Here is a 17900-nt window from a genome sequence, read left to right on the forward strand (position 1 = left end):
GATGACGGAAAAATACCCGGACGAAAAAAGGCGGGACCACCAGATAACGATGGGCCCGCCTGACATTTGGGGTGTGCGGTGCTGAAAAGTTCCCGGGGATTACCCTTGAGCGGCGCAGCGGAATGCTTTTTTGCTTAACGCAAGCCAGCTATATAGTCTGCCACGGCCTTGATTTCACGATCGTTGAGCTTGGCAGCAACCTGAGTCATGGGAATGCTATTGCCGCGTACACCGTCGCGGAAGGCAGTCAGCGTTTTCACCGTGTAGTCCGCATGCTGGCCTGCCAGGCGCGGGTACTGGGCCGGCAAACCGGCGCCATTGGGGCTGTGGCAGCTGGCGCAGGCCGCAATGCTGCGGTCCTGAATGCCGCCGCGGTAAATGCGCTCACCCAGGGCGATCAGGTCTTTTTCCTTGGCAAAGCCATCCTTGGGCTTTTGCGTGTGCAACCAGGCCGAGATGTTTTGCATATCGCCTTCGCTGAGCGAGGCGGCAAAACCTTTCATGACCGGATCGTTGCGCTTGCCGTCCTTGAACTCACGCAATTGCTTGACGAGGTACTCTGGATGCTGGCCGGCCAGTTTGGGTTGCAGGGCCACGGTGGAGTTTCCGTCGGCCGCGTGGCAGGATGCGCAAATAGCACCATAGCTGGCTTGTCCTTTGGTTGCATCGACCTTGGCGGTTGGGGGCGTTTCTCCTGCTGCAAGAACAGGGAAGGCAGGTGCTGCGAAAATGGCAGCCGTCAGCAAAGAGGCAAGCAACTTCATATCGGAGGGCTAAGTCTTATGTTGAGAGCGCGAATCCGGCCGATTCTACAATGGGCCTCCTTGAAATAGTGACCGTCATGACCCATGCTTCCCCGGATACAGCCCCCGGAAAAACAGATTCTTTGATCGACAGCAAGCTCGCGATGGGCTGGATGCACACGGCGCGGTTTTTTACCACCGCCGCCCAGTTGCACCAGCTTCCCGTCGTGGATGTGCCCGAGATCGCCTTCGTGGGCCGCTCCAATGCGGGCAAGTCCACGTCCATCAATACGCTGACGCAGCAAAAGCAGCTGGCCTTTGCTTCCAAGAAGCCCGGCCGCACCCAGCACATCAACTTGTTTGCCCTGGGCAGACAGGGTGTGATGGATGCCGTGCTGGCCGACTTGCCTGGCTACGGCTATGCAGCCGTCTCGCGCGATGACAAGCAGCGCTGGCAGCGCGTGATGCTCAACTATCTGATGAGCCGCGAAAGCCTCACGGCCGTGGTGTTGCTGTGCGATCCGCGCCTGGGCCTGACCGAACTGGACGAAGCTCTGCTGGAGGCCTTGCGCCCCCGCGTGGAGCAAGGTCTGAAGTTCCTGGTGCTGCTGACCAAGGCCGACAAGCTGACCCGCGCCGAACAGGCCAAGGTGCTCTCCATCACCAAGCTCAACGCGGGTGGCGGCGAGGTGCGCATGTTCTCTGCCCTCAAAAAGCAGGGCGTGGATGATGTGGCTCAACTGCTGTGGCACTGGTGCCACCCCGAAGGTCTGCAGCCCGCAGCCGGCGCTGTGGAGTCTGCCGCGCCCGCGACACCTGCCGAACCGGATTCGGAACAAGAATAGCCACAGGCGCCCGTGTTGCAAGCGCCATAAGCTACCGAAAGGAGAGCGTAATGGTGAGCACCTGCATGCACGAGCTGCCCCAGGGCATTCAGTTAGAGTGCCGCGTCAGCGGTCAACCAGGGCAGCCGCTGCTGCTGTTTCTGCACGGCTTCCCCGAAGGCAATTTCATCTGGGATGAATTGCTGATCCACTTTGGCCAGCACTATCGCTGCGTGGCGCCCAATCTGCGCGGCTACGGCCGCTCCAGCCAGCCTGCCGAGGTGGGCGACTATCGCGCCAAGTTGCTGGTCGATGATCTGGCAGCGCTGATTGCGCTGGAAAGTCCGGGTCAGCCGGCGGCTTGCGTACTCGCCCATGACTGGGGCGGTGCGCTGGCCTGGGGACTGGCCAATCGGCATCCCGATCTGATGCAGCGCTTGATGATTCTCAACGCGCCCCATCCTGGCGCGTTCTTGCGTGAATTGCAGTCCAATCCCGTTCAGCAGGCGGCCAGTCAGTACATGCACTTTCTGCGCAGACCCGATGCCCCCGAGCGTCTGGCCGAGAACAACTGGGCGCGCATGTTGGGCTTTTTTGCCAAGGCCGATGGCCAGCTGCCGCCCTGGCTGACCGAGGCCAAACAACAGCAGTATCGTGATCACTGGAATCTGGGCGTGCACGGCGCCTGTCTGTTTTATGCGGCCAGCCCGCTGGCGCCGCCAAAGCCCGGCGCATCTGCCGATGATTTACACGATATTCGCGGCATCAGCTTGCCTGCGGAGATGCTGAGTATTTCCGTGCCCACGCGCGTGCTTTGGGGAGAGAGCGACCCGGCGTTGCAGCCGTCCTTGCTTGAGGGATTGCAGGCCTGGGTTCCTCAGTTGCAGGTGCAAAAACTGCCGGGAGTCAGCCACTGGGTGGTGCATGAGGCGGCCGAAGCGGTGCGTGCCAGCCTGGCAGAGTTTCTGCAAGAAAATTTGAAAAAGTGAGCTGCTGGCGCTTTATTCATAAAGGCTAGAGCTCATTTTTATTGCTATTTTTTGTACAGTGACTCTTCGCCGTCGGGACGGGTCTTGAAGCGTTTGTGCACCCAGTAATACTGCGGCACCATGGTGCGTATCGCGGCTTCCAGTTCGCGGTTCATGCGGGCGGTGTCGGCCACATGATCGTCGGTGGGAAAGTTCTCCCAGGCGGGGGTCAACTCCGCCACATAGCCTTCGGGCGTCATGCGGTTGTACAGAGCGACCACCTTGGACTTGCCCAGACGCGCAAAGCGCGATAGCGACGGGATGGTGGCCGTGTTCTGCACCGCAAAAAAGGGCACGAACTCCGAGTCGTTCTTGCCGTAATCCATATCGGGCAGCAAATACAGAAGGCCGCCCTTGCGCAGACACTGAATGATGGGCTTGACCCCATCGGCGCGGTTGAGCATCTTCACGCGGCCAAAGCGCTGGCGGCCGGCCATGAACCAGTCATCCAGTGCCGGGTCGGGGTTGGTGGCGTAAATCGAGGTGAACTCGCGCTCGGTGTTCAGCGGCAGGGCCAGGCCGCCGGCATCCATGCTGTAGAAGTGGGGCGCGAAAACAATGGTGGATTGATCGCCTTCCAGCTCATGCGTGGCGCCCACCAGCTTGACGCGGCTGCGCACCAGCGCTTCGGAGCCGAACCAAAGCCAGCTTCTGTCGAGAAAAGTCTGGCAAAAGACTTCAAAAGTCTCCTTGGCCCAGGCTTTGCGCTGGGCTTCAGGGACTTCGGGGAAACACAGCTCCAGATTGCGCAGTGCAACGCGGCGGCGCTGACCGGCCACCACATAGAGGACCCGGCCAATGCACTTGCCCAGGCCGCGCAACACGGGCAGGGGAAGCTTGGCCAGCACATGCATGCAGCCTATGGCGATCTTGCTGGCGCTCATGCCTTGTGTTCCTGAGAGGGGTTCATGTTTTCAGTGCGTGGCTGTTTGTAGCGGCCATAGCCCCAGAGATACTGCTGAGGGCATTGGCGGATGGTAGCTTCCATGGCAGCATTGATTTGCTGCACGGTGGCTTCCAGGCTTTGAGATGCAGGCACGGGCAATTCCTCCAGATACAGCGCATAGCCTCGCCCCCAGGACAGGCGCTCGCACCGGGCTACGACGACGGCCGCGCCGGTTTGCAGCACCAGGCGGGCTGCCAGCGTCATGGTATAGGCATCGCGGCCGAAAAATGGCGACCAGATGCCTTGCCCTTCGGGAGGAACCTGATCCGGCAGCAGGCCCACGGCCTCGCCTTTGCGCAAGGCCTTGATCATCTGGCGTACGCCCGACAGATTGGTGGGAACGGCCTGCACGCCGGGGCGGTTGCGGGCGGTTTCCAGAATTTCTGCCAGCCAGCCCTGGCGTGCCGGGCGGTAGAGCACGGTGATGTCGCCATGCTGAGCCGACCAGCGGCGTGCTGCGGCCTGCACCGACATTTCAAAGCAGCCCAGATGCGGGGTGAGAAACACAATGCCCTTGCCCTGTGCATAGGCCTTCTCGGCACTTTCTCCGTTGACGATGCGGCATTCAGGCAGCTGGCCCAGCCAGATGCGCGGCATCTCGAACACCATGCGGCCGGCATGGCCCACGGCGGCGCGCACCTGGGCGAAGCCATAACCCGCCTGGGCCGCATTGGCTGCAAATCGCCGCCGATAGGTAGGAGATAGCGCCCAGGTCAGCCAACCCATGGCTGCGCCCACGCCATGCAATAGCCACAAAGGCAGTGCTGCAAACAGTCGAAACAGGGAAGGCATTAGAATAGATAGGTCGCTGAGTTAAAGAGCAACTTGCAGGGCGACGTTAAAACAAAACTGCTAAAGCGTTCGCCAAGCTCCCGGGCTAGTGCAACGCAATTGCCCAAGTTAGAAGGAGTTAAATCAATGGCGAGCGATTTTCTGTTCACCTCGGAATCGGTTTCTGAAGGTCACCCCGACAAGGTGGCTGACCAGATCTCTGACGCGATTCTGGACGCTATTTTCACCCAAGACCCGCATTCCCGCGTGGCGGCCGAGACACTGACCAACACCGGTCTGGTGGTATTGGCTGGCGAGATCACCACCGGTGCCAACGTGGATTACATCCAGGTGGCCCGCGACACCATCAAGCGCATTGGCTACGACAACACCGATTACGGCATCGACTACAAGGGTTGTGCCGTGCTCGTGGCTTATGACAAGCAAAGCCAGGACATTGCCCAGGGCGTGGACAAGGCCAGCGATGACGAGCTGAACACCGGCGCTGGCGATCAGGGCCTGATGTTTGGTTACGCCTGCGATGAGACGCCGGAGCTGATGCCCGCGCCCATCTACTACGCCCATCGTCTGATGGAGCGTCAGGCACAGTTGCGCAAGGACGGCCGTCTGCCTTTCCTGCGCCCCGATGCCAAGAGCCAGGTGACTCTGCGCTATGTGGACGGCAAGCCCCACAGCATCGACACCGTGGTGTTGTCCACCCAGCACAGCCCCGACCAGTCGGAGACAGCTACCAAGATGAAGGCCTCGTTCACCGAAGCCATCATTGAGGAAATCATCAAGCCCGTGCTGCCCAGCGAGTGGCTGCAGGACACCAAGTACCTGATCAACCCCACCGGCCGCTTTGTGGTCGGTGGCCCGCAAGGCGACTGTGGCCTGACTGGCCGCAAGATCATTGTGGACACCTATGGTGGCGCTTGCCCCCATGGCGGCGGTGCTTTCTCCGGCAAAGATCCAACCAAGGTGGATCGCTCGGCAGCTTACGCCGCCCGCTATGTGGCCAAGAACGTGGTGGCCGCCGGTCTGGCGCGCCAGTGCCAGGTGCAGGTGGCTTATGCGATTGGCGTGGCTCGTCCCATGAACATCACCGTGTACACCGAAGGTACTGGCGTGATTCCTGACAGCGAGATCGCCAAGCTGGTGGCTGCGCAATTTGACCTGCGCCCCAAGGGCATCATCCAGATGCTGGACCTGCTGCGTCCTATCTACAGCAAGACCGCCGCCTATGGTCACTTTGGTCGCGAAGAGCCCGAGTTCACCTGGGAACGCACCGACAAGGCTGCCGAATTGCGCGCTGCCGCTGGCCTCAAGGGCTGAAGCCAGGGCTTTGGCCCTGCTGATCCTGCCGGTCTGAAAGCCGCCAACCGCAAGGCCTGGCGGCTTTTTTACGCAGGCATGGCGGCGCTGCATTGCCGGCACAGACCTACCCGGATAGGTTGCGCGTGCCCACCTGGGTCAGTGATGGAGGCCGCTAGGCTTGAACTCTCCATCACTGAACAGGAGTTCTCATGCTCAAGTGGGCCATTATTTTTGCCGTCATCTATGGAGGCCGCTAGGCTTGAACTCTCCATCACTGAACAGGAGTTCTCATGCTCAAGTGGGCCATTATTTTTGCCGTCATCTCGCTGGTCGCAGGGGTGTTCGGCTTTACCGGTGTGGCTGCGGGCGCTGCAGGAATTGCCAAGATATTTTTCTTTATCTTCATCGCCATTGCCGTCATTTTTGTGGTGCTGGCCCTGCTGGGGATTGGCGCCGTCAGCTAACGCTTTTCATCGCCTCAACAGCCTGCATGCCTGGCGTGTGCAGGCTTTTTTGTTTACAGCCCACGCGGAGCGAGGGCCAGCGTCTGGCGAAACGCCGGTTTGACGCGGTACAGCTGCGCCGGCCTGTGGGCGCCGCCGCTGTGCATGGCGCCGGGCACGGCTTGCAGCAGCTCCATTTCATCCATCTTGCGCCTGAAACTGACCTTGTTGAGGGGCTCGCCCAGAATGCTTTCGTACACCTGCTGCAACTGGGGCAGGGTAAAGCTCTCGCCGCACAGATGCACGGGTAATGAGGAATAAAGGCTTTTGTTGCGCACGCGCTCCAGTGCCGCATCCACGATGGCGCGGTGATCAAACGGCAGCTGGGGTAGGGCGGTGACGGGGATGACGCTGATATCCGCGTGCTCAGCGGGCAATTGCTGCACCGGCAGCAGCGCGCAATAGGCAATGGCCACCGACCAGCCGCGGGGGTCGCGGGCCGGTCCGGTAAAGCTGGCCAGCTGCTCCAGATAGGCGCCTGTGATACCGACTTTCTCGCGCAGCACGCGGGCCGCGCTGGCCTGTGCATCGGCGTCTTCATCGGTATGGATATAGCCGCCCGGCAAGGCCCAGACTCCGGCGAACGGTGCTTGGGCACGGCGCAGCAGCACGGCGTGCAGCACCTGCTCTACCAGAGTGAGCAGCACCACGTCCACGCTGACGATGGGTGACATCCGGGATTCGGGGCTTTGATTCATTTTTTAACCAAGTGGCTTTTGTTTGTTCAATTATTTCATAGGCTTTGCAATCTACTTAGTTGCAAAAATGAATTAACTAGCTTAAGCTGCCTTCCAACGCACAATGCATGGAAGGTGAACGATATGACACGCAACTCCAGACCGCTCGCGCAGCTGCTCATCATTGACCCGCAAAACGACTTTTGTGATCTGCCCAGGCAATGGTGGCCGTTGTCGCCCCTCGATGGTTTAGTGACCGCGCCGGCGCTGCCCGTGCCGGGAGCCCACGCCGACATGCAGCGGCTGGCGCTGTGGATGGCTGCCCAGGGACAGAGCCTGGAGCAGATCACCGTTACCCTGGACTCTCACCAGGCCTATGACATTGCCCATCCGGCGTTCTGGCAACAGGCCGATGGCGGGGCGGTGGCACCCTTTACCCAGATCACGGCGGCACAGCTGCGCGCCGGCGAATATGCGCCGCGTGATGCGCAGCAGCTGCAGCCCAGCTTGCAGTACCTGGATGCGCTGGAGGCCCAAGGGCGTTACAAGCTCATGGTCTGGCCCATGCACTGCGAGATCGGCAGCTGGGGTCATGGCGTGCATGCCGATGTACTGGCCGCCTGCCGCCAGTGGCAGGAGCAGCAGCACCGGGCGGTGCGCACGGTGTTCAAGGGCATGAATCCCTGGACGGAACACTACAGCGCCATCCGCGCCGAGGTGCCGGATGTGCAAGACCCCGCAACCAATGTGAATGAGGGCTTGCTGGCCTGTTTGCGCGCCAGCGAGCTGGTGGTGATTGCCGGCGAGGCCAGCAGCCACTGCGTGCGTGCCACCACCGAGCATCTGGTGGAACACTGGCAGGGTGATTTGTCGTGCCTGGTGCTGCTGACCGACTGCATGAGCCCGGTCAGCGGCTTTGAGCAAGCCCATGCGGACTTTGTGCAGCGCATGCGTGCCAGCGGAGTACGCTGCGAAACCAGCGCCAGCTTCAATATATGAGATAAATTGAGTGATAGCCCTTTCTGATATTGCGCTAGTAGCTCACATTTTTGCAAAGAAAACGGTATGACACCCATCATCACCAGCCTGCTGGATACGGACCTGTATAAGTTCACCATGTGGCAGGCCATGCTGCACCGCCACCCTCAGACCGAGGCCGAGTACGAATTCGTCTGCCGCACGCCCACGGCATTTCCTTTGGCCGAGTTGCTGCCCGAGGTGAATCGCGAACTGGATGCCTTGTGCTCGCTGCGTTTTGCATCCGATGAATTGGCCTATCTGGCGGGCCTGCGCTTCATGAAGAGCGATTTCATCGATTTTTTGCGGATCTTCCAGTTCCAGCGCGCCTTCATCAGTGCCTGGGCCGAGGGCGACAGGCTGCACATCGTGGCGCGCGGCCCGCAAGTGCATGTGATGGGTTTCGAGATCTATGTGCTGGCCATCGTCAACGAACTGTATTTCCGTCGTTTCGATGCCGATTCCGCCATCGTCGAAGGCCGCAAGCGCCTGGCACACAAGCTCGATCAGCTCAAACACCTGGCGGTGGAAGCCAAGCTGCACAACCCTTTCGAGTTGTTTGACTTCGGCGTGCGCCGGCGTTTCTCTGGCCCATGGCAGCGCGAGGTTGTGCAGGCTTTTGCCACCGAGACGGCGCAATGGTTCAAAGGCACTTCCAATGTGCTGCTGGCACGCGATCTCAACATCGTGCCGATTGGCACCATGGCCCATGAGTACATGCAAAGTTATCAGGCGCTGGGCGTGCGCCTGCGCGATTTCCAGATTGCGGCGCTGGAAGACTGGGTGCAGGAATACCGGGGCGATCTGGGCATCGCCCTGACCGATACCGTGGGCATGAATGCTTTTCTGGCCGATTTCGACATGTACTTCGCCAAGCTGTTCGACGGGCTGCGCCACGACTCGGGCGATCCCTTCGAGTGGGGTGAAAAAGCGCTGGCCCACTACGCCAAGTTGCGCATAGACCCGCAGAACAAGCGCCTAGTGTTCTCGGACGGACTGGATCTGGACATGGCCCTGGCCCTGTACCACCGCTTTGCCGATCGCATCCAGTGCGGCTTTGGCATAGGCACGCGCCTGACCAATGACATGGGCCTGACCACCATCAACATCGTGATGAAGCTCACCCATGCCAACGGCCAGCCCGTGGCCAAGATTTCGGACTCGCCGGGCAAGACGCTGTGCACTGACGAAACTTATCTGGCCTATCTGCGTCAGGTCTTCAGCATTGCCGACCCGGTACCCCTACCTGCGGTTGCGCTCAAGCTGGCCGCCAGCGGCGTCTTTTAATGGATCAGGAGCACACCATGCTGCGCATCACCCTTGCCCAACTGAACTATATGGTGGGAGACATTGCCGGCAATATCCTGCGCATGACCGAGGCGGCCCAGCAGGCGGCCAAGGCGCAGGCGGATCTGCTGGTGTTCTCCGAGCTGTCGCTGTGCGGCTACTACCCCGGTGACATGCTCGATGAACCCAGCTTTTTGCAGCGGCTCGATGAGGGGTTGCAGCAGCTGCTGACGGCCACGCGCCAGTTTCCCGATCTGCACTGGGTGGTAGGTGCACCTACTCGCTCGCAAGGGCCGGGCAAGCCGCTGCACAACAGCCTGCTGGTCTTGAAGGATGGCGCAGTGCGCCTGCGCTACGACAAGCAGCTGCTGCCAACCTACAACATCTTTGACGAACGCCGCCACTTCGAGCCCGGTGCCGATACGGCCAAGGTGCTGCGAGTGGGCAACTGCCAGGTGGGCTTTCTGGTCTGTGAAGACGGCTGGAACGACCAGGGCGCGGACTACGCCACCAATCCTTTTTCGCGCATGGGCGATGCTGCACCCGACATGGTGGTCAGCATCAACGCCAGCCCCAGCCATCTGGGCAAGCGCGAGCAGCGCCATGAGGTGTTCAAGCAGGCGGCCGAGCGTCACAAGCTTTCCATCCTGTACGTGAACCAGGTGGGCGGGCAGGATCAGATCGTCTTCGACGGCGCCTCGTTTGTGGTGGAGCCCGGGCGTGGCGTGGTGTTCGAGGCCAAGCGCTTTGCCGAGGACCTGTGCACGCTGGAGCTGCGTGACGACGGCCGCTTTGTGCAGGCCGGCGGCCAGCCATTGGAGGCCGTGCCCGTGCAGGGTCTGCCCACCATGGAGTTCTACCGCCAGCAAATCGTGCTGGGCCTGCGCGATTACGCGCGTCGCTGCGGCTTCAAGCAGGTGGTGGTGGGCAGCTCGGGCGGTATTGATTCCGCACTCACGCTGGCGCTGGCCGTCGATGCGCTGGGGGCTGAGAACGTGGTGGGCATCACCATGCCGTCGCGCTATTCCTCGGCGGGTTCGGTCGATGACTCGGTGGAGCTGTGCCGCAATCTGGGCATCCAACTTTATGAACATCCGATCAAGGATCTGGTCGATACCTATGCGCGCCAGTTCGAGGCCAGTTTTGGCGAGCCGCTCAAGGGGCTGGCGCTGGAGAATTTGCAGGCGCGTGCGCGCGGCACTACGCTGATGGAGTTTTCCAACGCCTTTGGCCATTTGCTGCTGACCACGGGCAACAAATCCGAAGTCTCGGTGGGCTATTGCACGCTGTACGGCGACACCAATGGTGGACTGGGTTTGCTGGGCGATCTGTACAAGACCGAGGTGTTCGAGCTGTCGCGCCATATCAATGCGCATGCCGGACGCGAGCTGATTCCGCAGGCCATCATTGACAAGCCACCATCGGCCGAACTGGCGCCGGGACAGAAAGACGAGGACAGCTTGCCGCCTTATGCGGTGCTGGATGAAATCCTCAAGTGGCAGATAGAGGGTCATCACCTGTCCAGCAGCGAATATGAACATGCTGCGCAATTTGTGGCTCAGCTCAAAACTCAGGCCGGCGGCCCTGAACTGATTGCACGCGTGCAAAAGATGGTGTTTCGCAGCGAATACAAGCGCCGCCAGGCTCCGCCCATGCTGCGTGTGCGGCCGAGGGCATTTGGTACGGGCCGGCAAATGCCAATTGCTGCACACTACGAATAAGAGTGGTGGATAGAGCTCTGCTGGCGTTGTGGCCCCATCTAGTCGTCCTTGAGGCGCTGCCTGCGATGGAGCGCCCAGCCAAGGCCGCTACGCCGAGCTTTCTGCACCACTCAATACCTCACTTTCTGATATGCCCTCACGGGCGCTGATTTCTGTACGGGTTTCGCTCTCATGCCTCAAGCCAGTTCTCACATTTCCAGCAAGCGCGTTCTCTCGGCTGCTCCCGAGACATTGCCCATCTCGCTGCCGCTGCACACCGCCGTGCTGATTGGTCGCTTTCAGCCTCTGCACAACGGCCATATGGCGCTGCTGCATGCGGCGCTCGAGCGCGCGCGCCAGGTGGTGGTAGTGTTGGGCAGTGCCTGGCAGGCCCCCAGCCCCAAGAACCCTTTCAGTTGGCAGGAGCGCGCGCAGATGCTGTGTGCTTCGCTATCCAAAGAGCAGGCCGATCGCGTGCACTGCGTGCCCGTGCGTGACTATTACAACGAGCCACTATGGGTGCATGCCGTGCGTGATGCGGTGGGGGCGCTGGTGCCCGAAGGCGCCAGCGTGGCGCTGGTGGGTCACTTCAAGGATGCCAGCAGCAGTTATCTGGCCCGCTTTCCGGGCTGGGAGCTGATCAGCCTGCCTCGCCTGGGTCAGTTTGATGCCACGCCGCTGCGTGAGATTTATCTGGGTGAAGGCGGTTCGTCGCCTCAGACCATGGACGCGGCCCTGGCCAAGCTTGCTGACCAGATACCCGAAAGCACGCTGGCCTTTTTGCGCCGCTGGGCCCACACGCCGCTGTATGCACGCATGCAAAAAGAGTGGCAGATGTTGCAGGCCTATAAAGAGGCTTGGTCCAAGGCGCCTTATGCGCCGGTGTTTGTGACCGTGGACGCCTTGCTGCGCTGCCATGCCAGGGGCCAGGATCAGGTGCTGCTGATTCAGCGCGGCCATGCGCCCGGCCTGGGTCTCTGGGCGCTGCCCGGCGGTTTTCTGGAGCAGCGCGACAGCCTCTGGCAATCCTGCGTGCGCGAGCTGCGTGAGGAAACCTGTGCCACCGTGAGCGAAGCTGACCTGCTGGCCGCGCTGCAAGCCGTGCAAGTGTTTGACCATCCTGATCGCAGCCTGCGCGGGCGTACCATCACCCATGTGCACTACCTGGACCTGGGCATGCAGCCCAGCCTGCCGCCGGTGCAGGGTGCGGATGACGCCGCCCAGGCCCGCTGGGTGCCGGTGGCCGATCTGGCCCAGATGGAGGGCGAGTTCTTCGAGGACCACTTCCAGATCCTGTGCCAGTTTCTGCCCATCACGCTGGCGAACACGGATTCTCCGGCCCAACGGGTGGCCTGAAACTCCTGAAAACATAGCTTCAAGCGCATGAAGAATATGGGCTTGAAGCCTTTTTTATTGAAATAATGAGTGCTTTGAAGATTCGCCCCGCCGCCGAGCAGGACATAGACCTCATCCTGCAGTTTGTGCGGGAGCTGGCCATTTACGAAAAAGCCGAGCATGAGGTGCTGGCGACGCCCGACCATGTGCGCAATACCCTGTTTGGCGCGAACCCTGCCGTCTTTGGCCTGATCTGCGAGGTGGATGCCAAGGCGATTGGCTTTGCCGTGTACTTCTTCAACTACTCGACCTGGCAGGGGCGCCATGGCCTGTATCTGGAAGACCTGTATGTCACGCCGGACGCCCGCGGCCATGGGGCCGGCAAGGCGCTGCTGCAACATCTGGCGCAGATTGCCGTGGACAAGGATTGCGGTCGCTTTGAGTGGAGCGTGTTGGACTGGAATACGCCGTCCATCGAGTTCTACGACAGCCTGGGTGCATTGCCGCAGAACGAGTGGATACGCTATCGCATGACAGGTGACGCGCTGCAGGCCCTGGCCGCTGGCGCACAGAAGCTGCCGGCCTGACCCGGCAGGGTGCGATAGGCTCGTTCGTGCTTGTATACATTGCGGCCAAAATGTAAATACGCAGCTTCAACAGTGGAGCTTGGGTCTGCGTGGGCCACAATGATGGGTTTTGACACAAATTAACCGTCACCCCGAGGTGGCTGTTACAAAACTGACTCCTTGAGGATAGACCGGATGCCAAGCTATCAAGAGCTGATTGCTCAAAAGAACGAACTGGACAAGCGCATCGAGCAGGCGCGCAACAGCGAATCCAAAGAAGCCCTGGCCACGATCAAGCAACTGATCGACACCTTTGGTTTCACGGCTCAGCAGGTATTTCCCTGGAAGCCTGAGGAAAAGAAAAAGGTTCAGGCCAAGTACTACGACCCTGAAAGCGGTGCCGTCTGGACAGGTCGCGGCAAGGCGCCCAAGTGGATAGACGGCAAGGACCGCAGCGAGTACGAAATCCAGGCTATGGCTTGATTTCAGTGGCGTACATGCAAAAAAAGGAAGGGTGACTCCCGTCCTTTTTGTTTTAGGCGCTGACGGTTTTCTGCAAAACCTGCAGCAAGTTAGCGGCATTGAGGCGCTGCACCAGCAACTGACCCTGGTTGGCCTTCACCAGCTTGTCTACCAGCATGCCAGCGCCTGCCATGGCGGGTGGGTCGATGATTTGCTCGGGAGCAAAACAGGCCACGCCTTGCAGGTCGCCCACCAGCAAACCCAGCTTGCGCCCGGAATGCTGAATCACGATCACCTGGCTTTGCGCGGTGATGCGGCTGGGCCGCGCTTTGAGCAGTGCGCAAAGATCGAACACCCAGACATAGCCGGCCACCGCCCCCTGGCTGTGCCGCGCCAATGTGCCCACGCAAAACGGCAGACGATTGGCAGAAACCGGAGCGATGGTGGAAGCCGGCAGGGCTTCGAGTACGCAAGCGGCGTCCAGTGCCATCAGATCCGCCTCGACAAAGAAGGTAGCCATTTCCTGCGCGCCCTGCTTGTGCTCTGAGGATGCCAGCGTCAGCGTGCGCCGCAGTACGGCAGCCGACGCGTCTGGCTGCACGGCCCCAAAAGACTGTATGGCGACGGCGAGAATGTCCTCGCGGTAACCGTCGCTGCGCTTGAACTCCCGGTAACCCGTGCCCGCGGTGGCGGCCACGATGCAGTACTGGCCACCATGCTCCGTGGCGCCGGCCCAGCTTTGGCCGCAGGCCAGCTTCAAAAGCTCCGGAGGCAAGTCCATGTGGCTGTTCACGGCATGGGTTGGATCGGTGGAGGCCATGACCCGGCCGAAGCGGTTCAGGTACAGCACGCGGGTGGGTAGGCTTTGCTGCACTGGCGCCGCACCATGAAGCATGGCGTGCAGTTCGCGCTGGGCATGAAACACCAGGCCTATACCGCCCAGCACCTGCCCCTGGGGACTGCGTATGGCTGCATGATAGGCGTAGCTGGGCAGGCCATCGTTGTTCAGATCCTGTGCGCAGCAGGCCCAGGGCGTCACGTAATAAGCCTGAGGGCTGGGGAGCAACTGCACCTGGGCCAGTGTTTGGGCCTCGATCTGCATGCCAAGCAATGGATGCTCGCTTTCCTCAATATTCGCTCCCCATTGGCTGCAGGCCAAGATGCGGCCCGAGGCGTCGTACACAAAAATCTGGCTGTAAACGGTGTAGAGCTGATGGATATGCGTCAGCGTGCGGTTGGCCCGCTGCACCTGCTGGGCTGTTTCCGTACCGGTGCTGGCGGCTGCCAGCAACTGCGGCCACTGCGGGGACAGCGCCCACCAGCGGCAGTCATTGGCGCGTTCATAAAGATTGCGATCCAGCAAGTCCACCAGCAACTGGCTCAGCAGCATGTTGTCATGCAAGGCCGTGGCGATCACCGTGTCGTACAGCGTGCTGATGGATTGGGAAAATACTTCGTTGGTGCGGGTGCCGGTTTCGCCAATCTGCTCCAGCACGGCTTGCAAACGGTCGCTGTCTTTTTGCTTGCCCGCCGTCATGACCTGGCCATTCCAGACCACGCGGCGAATCGTGTCTGCCGCTGTGACGATGGCATGCAGCGGGGGGCAGAAGCGGCGGGCGTGCGTCAGCAGCCCATGTGCCACCTGCGGTGAGGTGTGGTGTTGCAAGGCATCACGGCCGGAAAAAGCCTGCTCCACTGGCGTCATGACAAGGGCCTTCCAGCCTTCAGGCCCCGGATAGCCTTGGTAGCCTTGGGATGCTGCGGTCTGCACCAGATAGGTGCATCCTGCGTGAAGAAAGGTGCTGAACGCGCCACCCTGGTGCAGCGGCAAATGCTGCCCCAGGCCAATCCAGTGCGTATCGCTGCTGGCCAGTACTATTCCATCAGCATCCGTCAGCAAGGCAATCTGGGCGGCGGCCTGCGCGCTGCGGGGCTGGAAAATGCCTCGCATCTCGCCCTCAAAGTCAAACACCAGGCACAGCACAGCGGTCACTTCACCGGTGACCGGGTGAAACATGCGGTGGGAGTAGATCAACGTCTGCCCATGGCCGGGGCGCAGGTCGGTGACGCCAAAGCTTTCCACATGAGATTTGCTTTGCAGCGTGCGGGCAATCAGCGGGTTGCGGCTGCGGGTGATGGAGCTGTCTGCATCGGTTTGCGCCAGCACCCGGCCCTGCGGGTCGAGCAGCAAAATTGCGTCATACACCGTGTATTTGCTGCGATAGGCCTGCAGTCTTGCGCGTACAGAATCTGCATCCGGACCGGCGAGCCCGGCCACAAAGCGGCACAATTCTTCATCGGTGGCCAGAAAGCCTACATCGGCGGTGCGCTCGTAGAGATTACGCACCAGCGTATCAATCACATGGCGAGCGCGAGTGGCCAAGCCAGCCATGACGCCTGCGACCGATTGCTCCACCATGGACTGCACAAGATCGAGCTCCAGCTTTTCGAAGCCCTGCCGCGTGGCGGCCATCATGGGCAGCAGGGCGCGGGCCTCCTGCGGGCAGTTCATCTTGGCGCTGGCTTCAATCAGCCGCCACATCAGATTCAGTTCACGCAGCGAGCTTTCGCACTGGGTGACATGGCGCATATAGGGAATGAAAGCGTTGATCTGCAGCGAGTGGTCAAGGTTCGCGTTCGGGGGCGTTGTCATCTCAGGGTGCATGCGCATGCACAGCAAGAGTCAGGCCTACTTGTAAGCAACAGTTGAACTTTGCTGGGCGACTGTAGAGCGTCGCTGATCTTTGCTTCTTGCTGACGTCAGGTCATCGCTTGGCATAAGTACTTACCCAGGATGGGTCATTGAAATTTCGCTCAAAAAGTGATCTGCCTCCTGGGCGTCGCTTGGGCTCAGGCGCGTGAAAGTATGTATTCAAGAAAAAGTTGGAAATTCGCAAAAATCAATGTAAAGATTTGCTTACACAAAATACATTTAAGTATCATTTGGCCGATTCGATCTAAATCCATTGGCCATGTCGCGTCTATCAAACCTCTGCCGTGTCGCAGTCTTTTCCCCGTCTTCCTTGCAGTTGCGTGCTGGTTTCGCCGTCATGGCTTTGACATTGACTGCAGGTCCGGTGGCTGCGCAAAGTCAAGTTCCCAGGTTGCCGCCCGCCGCAGAACCGGGACGTCAATTGCCTCAACCCGTTGTGCCAGAACCTACGCTTGGCAAAGCGCCGGTGCAGGTACAGCAGGGCAACGCAGCGGAAGCTCCAGCGGGTGCGGAAAAACTACAGTTCACATTGACGGAGATGCAAGTGGAGGGAGTTGCCCACTATCCCGTCGACGTCTTGCGCTCGTTCTACGCGAACCTGATTGGCAAGACGATCAGCGTGGCCGACGCCTTCAAAGTGGCCAGCGACATCGAGCTGCTCTATCGCAATGACGGCTACGTCACCACGCGGGTCATCGTGCCCGAGCAAACCGTTGCAGATGGCCGTTTTCATATCAGGGTCGTCGAGGGCTATATCTCCGAAGTGCAATACGACGGCGATATCGGTCCTGCCCGGGCGGCGGTCGAGAAACTGGTGCAGAGGCTGGTCGGCGTCCGCCCAGTCAACATAGACCAGGTCGAGCGCCAACTGCTTTTGGCCAATGACCTGAACGGCCTCAAGGTGCGCGCTTTGCTGGAAGCCTCATCCAAGGAGGTCGGGGGATCGGTCTTGAAAGTGCAAAGCGAGCGCAAACCGGTGGACGCGCGGCTGGGTATTGACAATCGTGCTTCGCCCTACCTGGGCTGGAGCGAATTGAATGGCCAGATCGCGCTGAACTCATTTGGCGCGCGAGCCGACAGCCTGAACTTGACTGCTCGCCTGGGCCTTCCTGTCTACCGCAGCAAGGCGGTGGGCGCCAATTACGACATGCTGCTCTCCGACAGCGGCATGACCCTCGGCCTTGCGGCCAATTTCGTCAAAAGCGAGCCAGGGCGCGACTTAGCGCGCCTGAACATTGCCAGCGAAGTGCAGGCCTATGCAGCCACACTGACCTATCCGCTGATCCGTTCGCGTCTGCAGAATTTGCGCGCTTTCGGCACCTTGGATATTCGCAATGTGAAATCTGATATCTCCGACATGCCTTTCACGCGCGACCGTCTGCGTGTGCTGCGTCTTGGCATGAGCTATGAGCGCACGGACAGCTGGAATGGCATCACCGCCATGCGCGGTACTTTGCATCAGGGCTTGAATGGGATGGGTGCCACGAAGGAGGGCGCGGAGCTGGCTTCGCGCGCCAAGGGGCGCCCGGATTTTCTGAAGTTCTCTGTTGAACTCACCCGTCTGCAACAGCTCTCGGAACGTGTCAGTCTGATGGCCACCTTCGCGGGACAGTACAGCGCGAGTCCATTGTTGGCCAGCGAAGAATTCGCTTTGGGCGGTCGCAACTTCGGGCGTGGCTATGACGAAGGCGAAATGTCGGCCGACTCGGGCCTTGCGGGTTCGTTGGAGCTGCGCTATGCAATCTCTTCAGATCAGTTTCTCTCGCGCGGTGCACATGTCTATTCCTTTGTGGACGGTGGCCGTATCTGGTCACGCAGCGTGAGCGCACCGCTTACGCGGGCAACGCTCTCTTCTTTGGGGGTGGGATTGCGTGCCAACCTGAGCAAGAACCTCTATGCAACTCTCGAAGTTGCAAAACCCATGAGCGCGAATGTCCTGACCCAAGGCAACAAAAATCCGCGCGTGTTCTTCAGCCTCTCGGCACAGTACTAAGCCGCGACATAGAAGAGA

The 17900-nt window shown here is 60.3% G+C and carries 16 protein-coding genes; 11 read left to right on the forward strand and 5 right to left on the reverse strand.

The features are described from left to right. Window positions 1-134 precede the first annotated feature (134 nt). A complete protein-coding gene (locus EAO39_RS04180; protein ID WP_120966294.1) occupies window positions 135-764 on the reverse strand; it encodes a c-type cytochrome in 630 nt (209 codons plus the stop codon). Between the two features lie 77 nt (window positions 765-841). On the opposite strand from EAO39_RS04180, the gene yihA reads away from it, so the two are divergent. Together yihA and EAO39_RS04190 are read left to right on the forward strand one after the other, a co-directional pair. Next, window positions 842-1588 (forward strand): ribosome biogenesis GTP-binding protein YihA/YsxC, encoded by a 747-nt coding sequence (gene yihA / locus EAO39_RS04185; RefSeq protein WP_162989480.1) that lies wholly within the window; start codon window positions 842-844, stop codon window positions 1586-1588. A gap of 50 nt (window positions 1589-1638) precedes the next feature. Then, window positions 1639-2556: an alpha/beta fold hydrolase gene (locus EAO39_RS04190; protein ID WP_120966295.1), complete on the forward strand. Its 918-nt coding sequence runs from the start codon at window positions 1639-1641 to the stop codon at window positions 2554-2556. Between the two features lie 44 nt (window positions 2557-2600). Here the strand turns inward: EAO39_RS04190 and EAO39_RS04195 are convergent, their stop codons facing one another. Then, the gene (locus EAO39_RS04195; protein ID WP_120966296.1) at window positions 2601-3479 is read right to left on the reverse strand and encodes a lipid A biosynthesis acyltransferase; all 879 of its coding nucleotides are present in this window, start codon (window positions 3477-3479) and stop codon (window positions 2601-2603) included. Further along, window positions 3476-4333 carry a lysophospholipid acyltransferase family protein gene (locus tag EAO39_RS04200; protein ID WP_120966297.1) on the reverse strand — a complete coding sequence of 286 codons (858 nt, stop codon included), beginning with the start codon at window positions 4331-4333 and terminating at the stop codon, window positions 3476-3478. The genes EAO39_RS04195 and EAO39_RS04200 overlap by 4 nt, the downstream gene beginning before the upstream one ends. 126 nt (window positions 4334-4459) lie before the next feature. Between EAO39_RS04200 and metK the strand changes: the two genes are divergently transcribed. Together metK and EAO39_RS04210 are read left to right on the forward strand one after the other, a co-directional pair. Next, window positions 4460-5647 (forward strand): methionine adenosyltransferase, encoded by a 1188-nt coding sequence (gene metK, locus EAO39_RS04205; protein ID WP_120966298.1) that lies wholly within the window; start codon window positions 4460-4462, stop codon window positions 5645-5647. Window positions 5648-5919: 272 nt separating this feature from the next. Then, window positions 5920-6093 carry a DUF1328 family protein gene (locus tag EAO39_RS04210; RefSeq protein ID WP_120966299.1) on the forward strand — a complete coding sequence of 58 codons (174 nt, stop codon included), beginning with the start codon at window positions 5920-5922 and terminating at the stop codon, window positions 6091-6093. 53 nt (window positions 6094-6146) lie between these two features. Here the strand turns inward: EAO39_RS04210 and EAO39_RS04215 are convergent, their stop codons facing one another. Beyond that, a complete protein-coding gene (locus tag EAO39_RS04215) occupies window positions 6147-6830 on the reverse strand; it encodes an NUDIX domain-containing protein (RefSeq protein WP_120966300.1) in 684 nt (227 codons plus the stop codon). A gap of 123 nt (window positions 6831-6953) precedes the next feature. Here EAO39_RS04215 and EAO39_RS04220 point away from each other — a divergent pair, with 123 nt between their 5' ends. The 6 genes from EAO39_RS04220 to EAO39_RS04245 all read left to right on the forward strand — a co-directional run bounded on the left by EAO39_RS04220 (window position 6954) and on the right by EAO39_RS04245 (window position 13197). After that, a complete protein-coding gene (locus EAO39_RS04220) occupies window positions 6954-7808 on the forward strand; it encodes a cysteine hydrolase (RefSeq protein ID WP_120966301.1) in 855 nt (284 codons plus the stop codon). Window positions 7809-7874: 66 nt separating this feature from the next. Further along, a complete protein-coding gene (gene pncB, locus EAO39_RS04225; protein ID WP_120966302.1) occupies window positions 7875-9113 on the forward strand; it encodes a nicotinate phosphoribosyltransferase in 1239 nt (412 codons plus the stop codon). Between the two features lie 17 nt (window positions 9114-9130). Beyond that, window positions 9131-10834 (forward strand): NAD+ synthase, encoded by a 1704-nt coding sequence (locus EAO39_RS04230; RefSeq protein ID WP_120970670.1) that lies wholly within the window; start codon window positions 9131-9133, stop codon window positions 10832-10834. 171 nt (window positions 10835-11005) lie between these two features. Then, on the forward strand, window positions 11006-12169 hold the full coding sequence (locus tag EAO39_RS04235) for a bifunctional nicotinamide-nucleotide adenylyltransferase/Nudix hydroxylase (protein ID WP_120966303.1): 1164 nt from the start codon (window positions 11006-11008) through the stop codon (window positions 12167-12169). A 65-nt stretch (window positions 12170-12234) separates the two neighbouring features. Then, window positions 12235-12735 carry a GNAT family N-acetyltransferase gene (locus tag EAO39_RS04240; protein ID WP_120966304.1) on the forward strand — a complete coding sequence of 167 codons (501 nt, stop codon included), beginning with the start codon at window positions 12235-12237 and terminating at the stop codon, window positions 12733-12735. 174 nt (window positions 12736-12909) lie between these two features. Further along, complete coding sequence (locus EAO39_RS04245; RefSeq protein WP_120966305.1) at window positions 12910-13197, forward strand: H-NS histone family protein; 288 nt, start codon at window positions 12910-12912, stop codon at window positions 13195-13197. Window positions 13198-13249: 52 nt separating this feature from the next. Here the strand turns inward: EAO39_RS04245 and EAO39_RS04250 are convergent, their stop codons facing one another. After that, window positions 13250-15829 (reverse strand): chemotaxis protein CheW, encoded by a 2580-nt coding sequence (locus EAO39_RS04250; protein ID WP_120970672.1) that lies wholly within the window; start codon window positions 15827-15829, stop codon window positions 13250-13252. Between the two features lie 397 nt (window positions 15830-16226). Here EAO39_RS04250 and EAO39_RS04255 point away from each other — a divergent pair, with 397 nt between their 5' ends. Beyond that, complete coding sequence (locus EAO39_RS04255) at window positions 16227-17882, forward strand: ShlB/FhaC/HecB family hemolysin secretion/activation protein (protein WP_120970674.1); 1656 nt, start codon at window positions 16227-16229, stop codon at window positions 17880-17882. Window positions 17883-17900: the final 18 nt, after the last annotated feature.

The organism is Comamonas sp. lk (genome assembly GCF_900564145.1).
Classification (GTDB): domain Bacteria; phylum Pseudomonadota; class Gammaproteobacteria; order Burkholderiales; family Burkholderiaceae_C; genus Comamonas.

Excerpts from the sequence above, each read along its gene's own strand:
- EAO39_RS04210 (WP_120966299.1), top strand. The coding sequence starts at position 5,920 with ATGCTCAAGTGGGCCATTATTTTTGCCGTCATCTCGCTGGTCGCAGGG.
- EAO39_RS04250 (WP_120970672.1), bottom strand. The coding sequence starts at position 15,829 with ATGACAACGCCCCCGAACGCGAACCTTGACCACTCGCTGCAGATCAAC.
- EAO39_RS04220 (WP_120966301.1), top strand. The coding sequence starts at position 6,954 with ATGACACGCAACTCCAGACCGCTCGCGCAGCTGCTCATCATTGACCCG.
- EAO39_RS04200 (WP_120966297.1), bottom strand. The coding sequence starts at position 4,333 with ATGCCTTCCCTGTTTCGACTGTTTGCAGCACTGCCTTTGTGGCTATTG.
- pncB (WP_120966302.1), top strand. The coding sequence starts at position 7,875 with ATGACACCCATCATCACCAGCCTGCTGGATACGGACCTGTATAAGTTC.
- EAO39_RS04190 (WP_120966295.1), top strand. The coding sequence starts at position 1,639 with ATGGTGAGCACCTGCATGCACGAGCTGCCCCAGGGCATTCAGTTAGAG.
- EAO39_RS04180 (WP_120966294.1), bottom strand. The coding sequence starts at position 764 with ATGAAGTTGCTTGCCTCTTTGCTGACGGCTGCCATTTTCGCAGCACCT.
- EAO39_RS04195 (WP_120966296.1), bottom strand. The coding sequence starts at position 3,479 with ATGAGCGCCAGCAAGATCGCCATAGGCTGCATGCATGTGCTGGCCAAG.
- EAO39_RS04215 (WP_120966300.1), bottom strand. The coding sequence starts at position 6,830 with ATGAATCAAAGCCCCGAATCCCGGATGTCACCCATCGTCAGCGTGGAC.
- EAO39_RS04255 (WP_120970674.1), top strand. The coding sequence starts at position 16,227 with ATGGCTTTGACATTGACTGCAGGTCCGGTGGCTGCGCAAAGTCAAGTT.
- metK (WP_120966298.1), top strand. The coding sequence starts at position 4,460 with ATGGCGAGCGATTTTCTGTTCACCTCGGAATCGGTTTCTGAAGGTCAC.
- EAO39_RS04245 (WP_120966305.1), top strand. The coding sequence starts at position 12,910 with ATGCCAAGCTATCAAGAGCTGATTGCTCAAAAGAACGAACTGGACAAG.
- yihA (WP_162989480.1), top strand. The coding sequence starts at position 842 with ATGACCCATGCTTCCCCGGATACAGCCCCCGGAAAAACAGATTCTTTG.
- EAO39_RS04230 (WP_120970670.1), top strand. The coding sequence starts at position 9,131 with ATGCTGCGCATCACCCTTGCCCAACTGAACTATATGGTGGGAGACATT.
- EAO39_RS04235 (WP_120966303.1), top strand. The coding sequence starts at position 11,006 with ATGCCTCAAGCCAGTTCTCACATTTCCAGCAAGCGCGTTCTCTCGGCT.
- EAO39_RS04240 (WP_120966304.1), top strand. The coding sequence starts at position 12,235 with ATGAGTGCTTTGAAGATTCGCCCCGCCGCCGAGCAGGACATAGACCTC.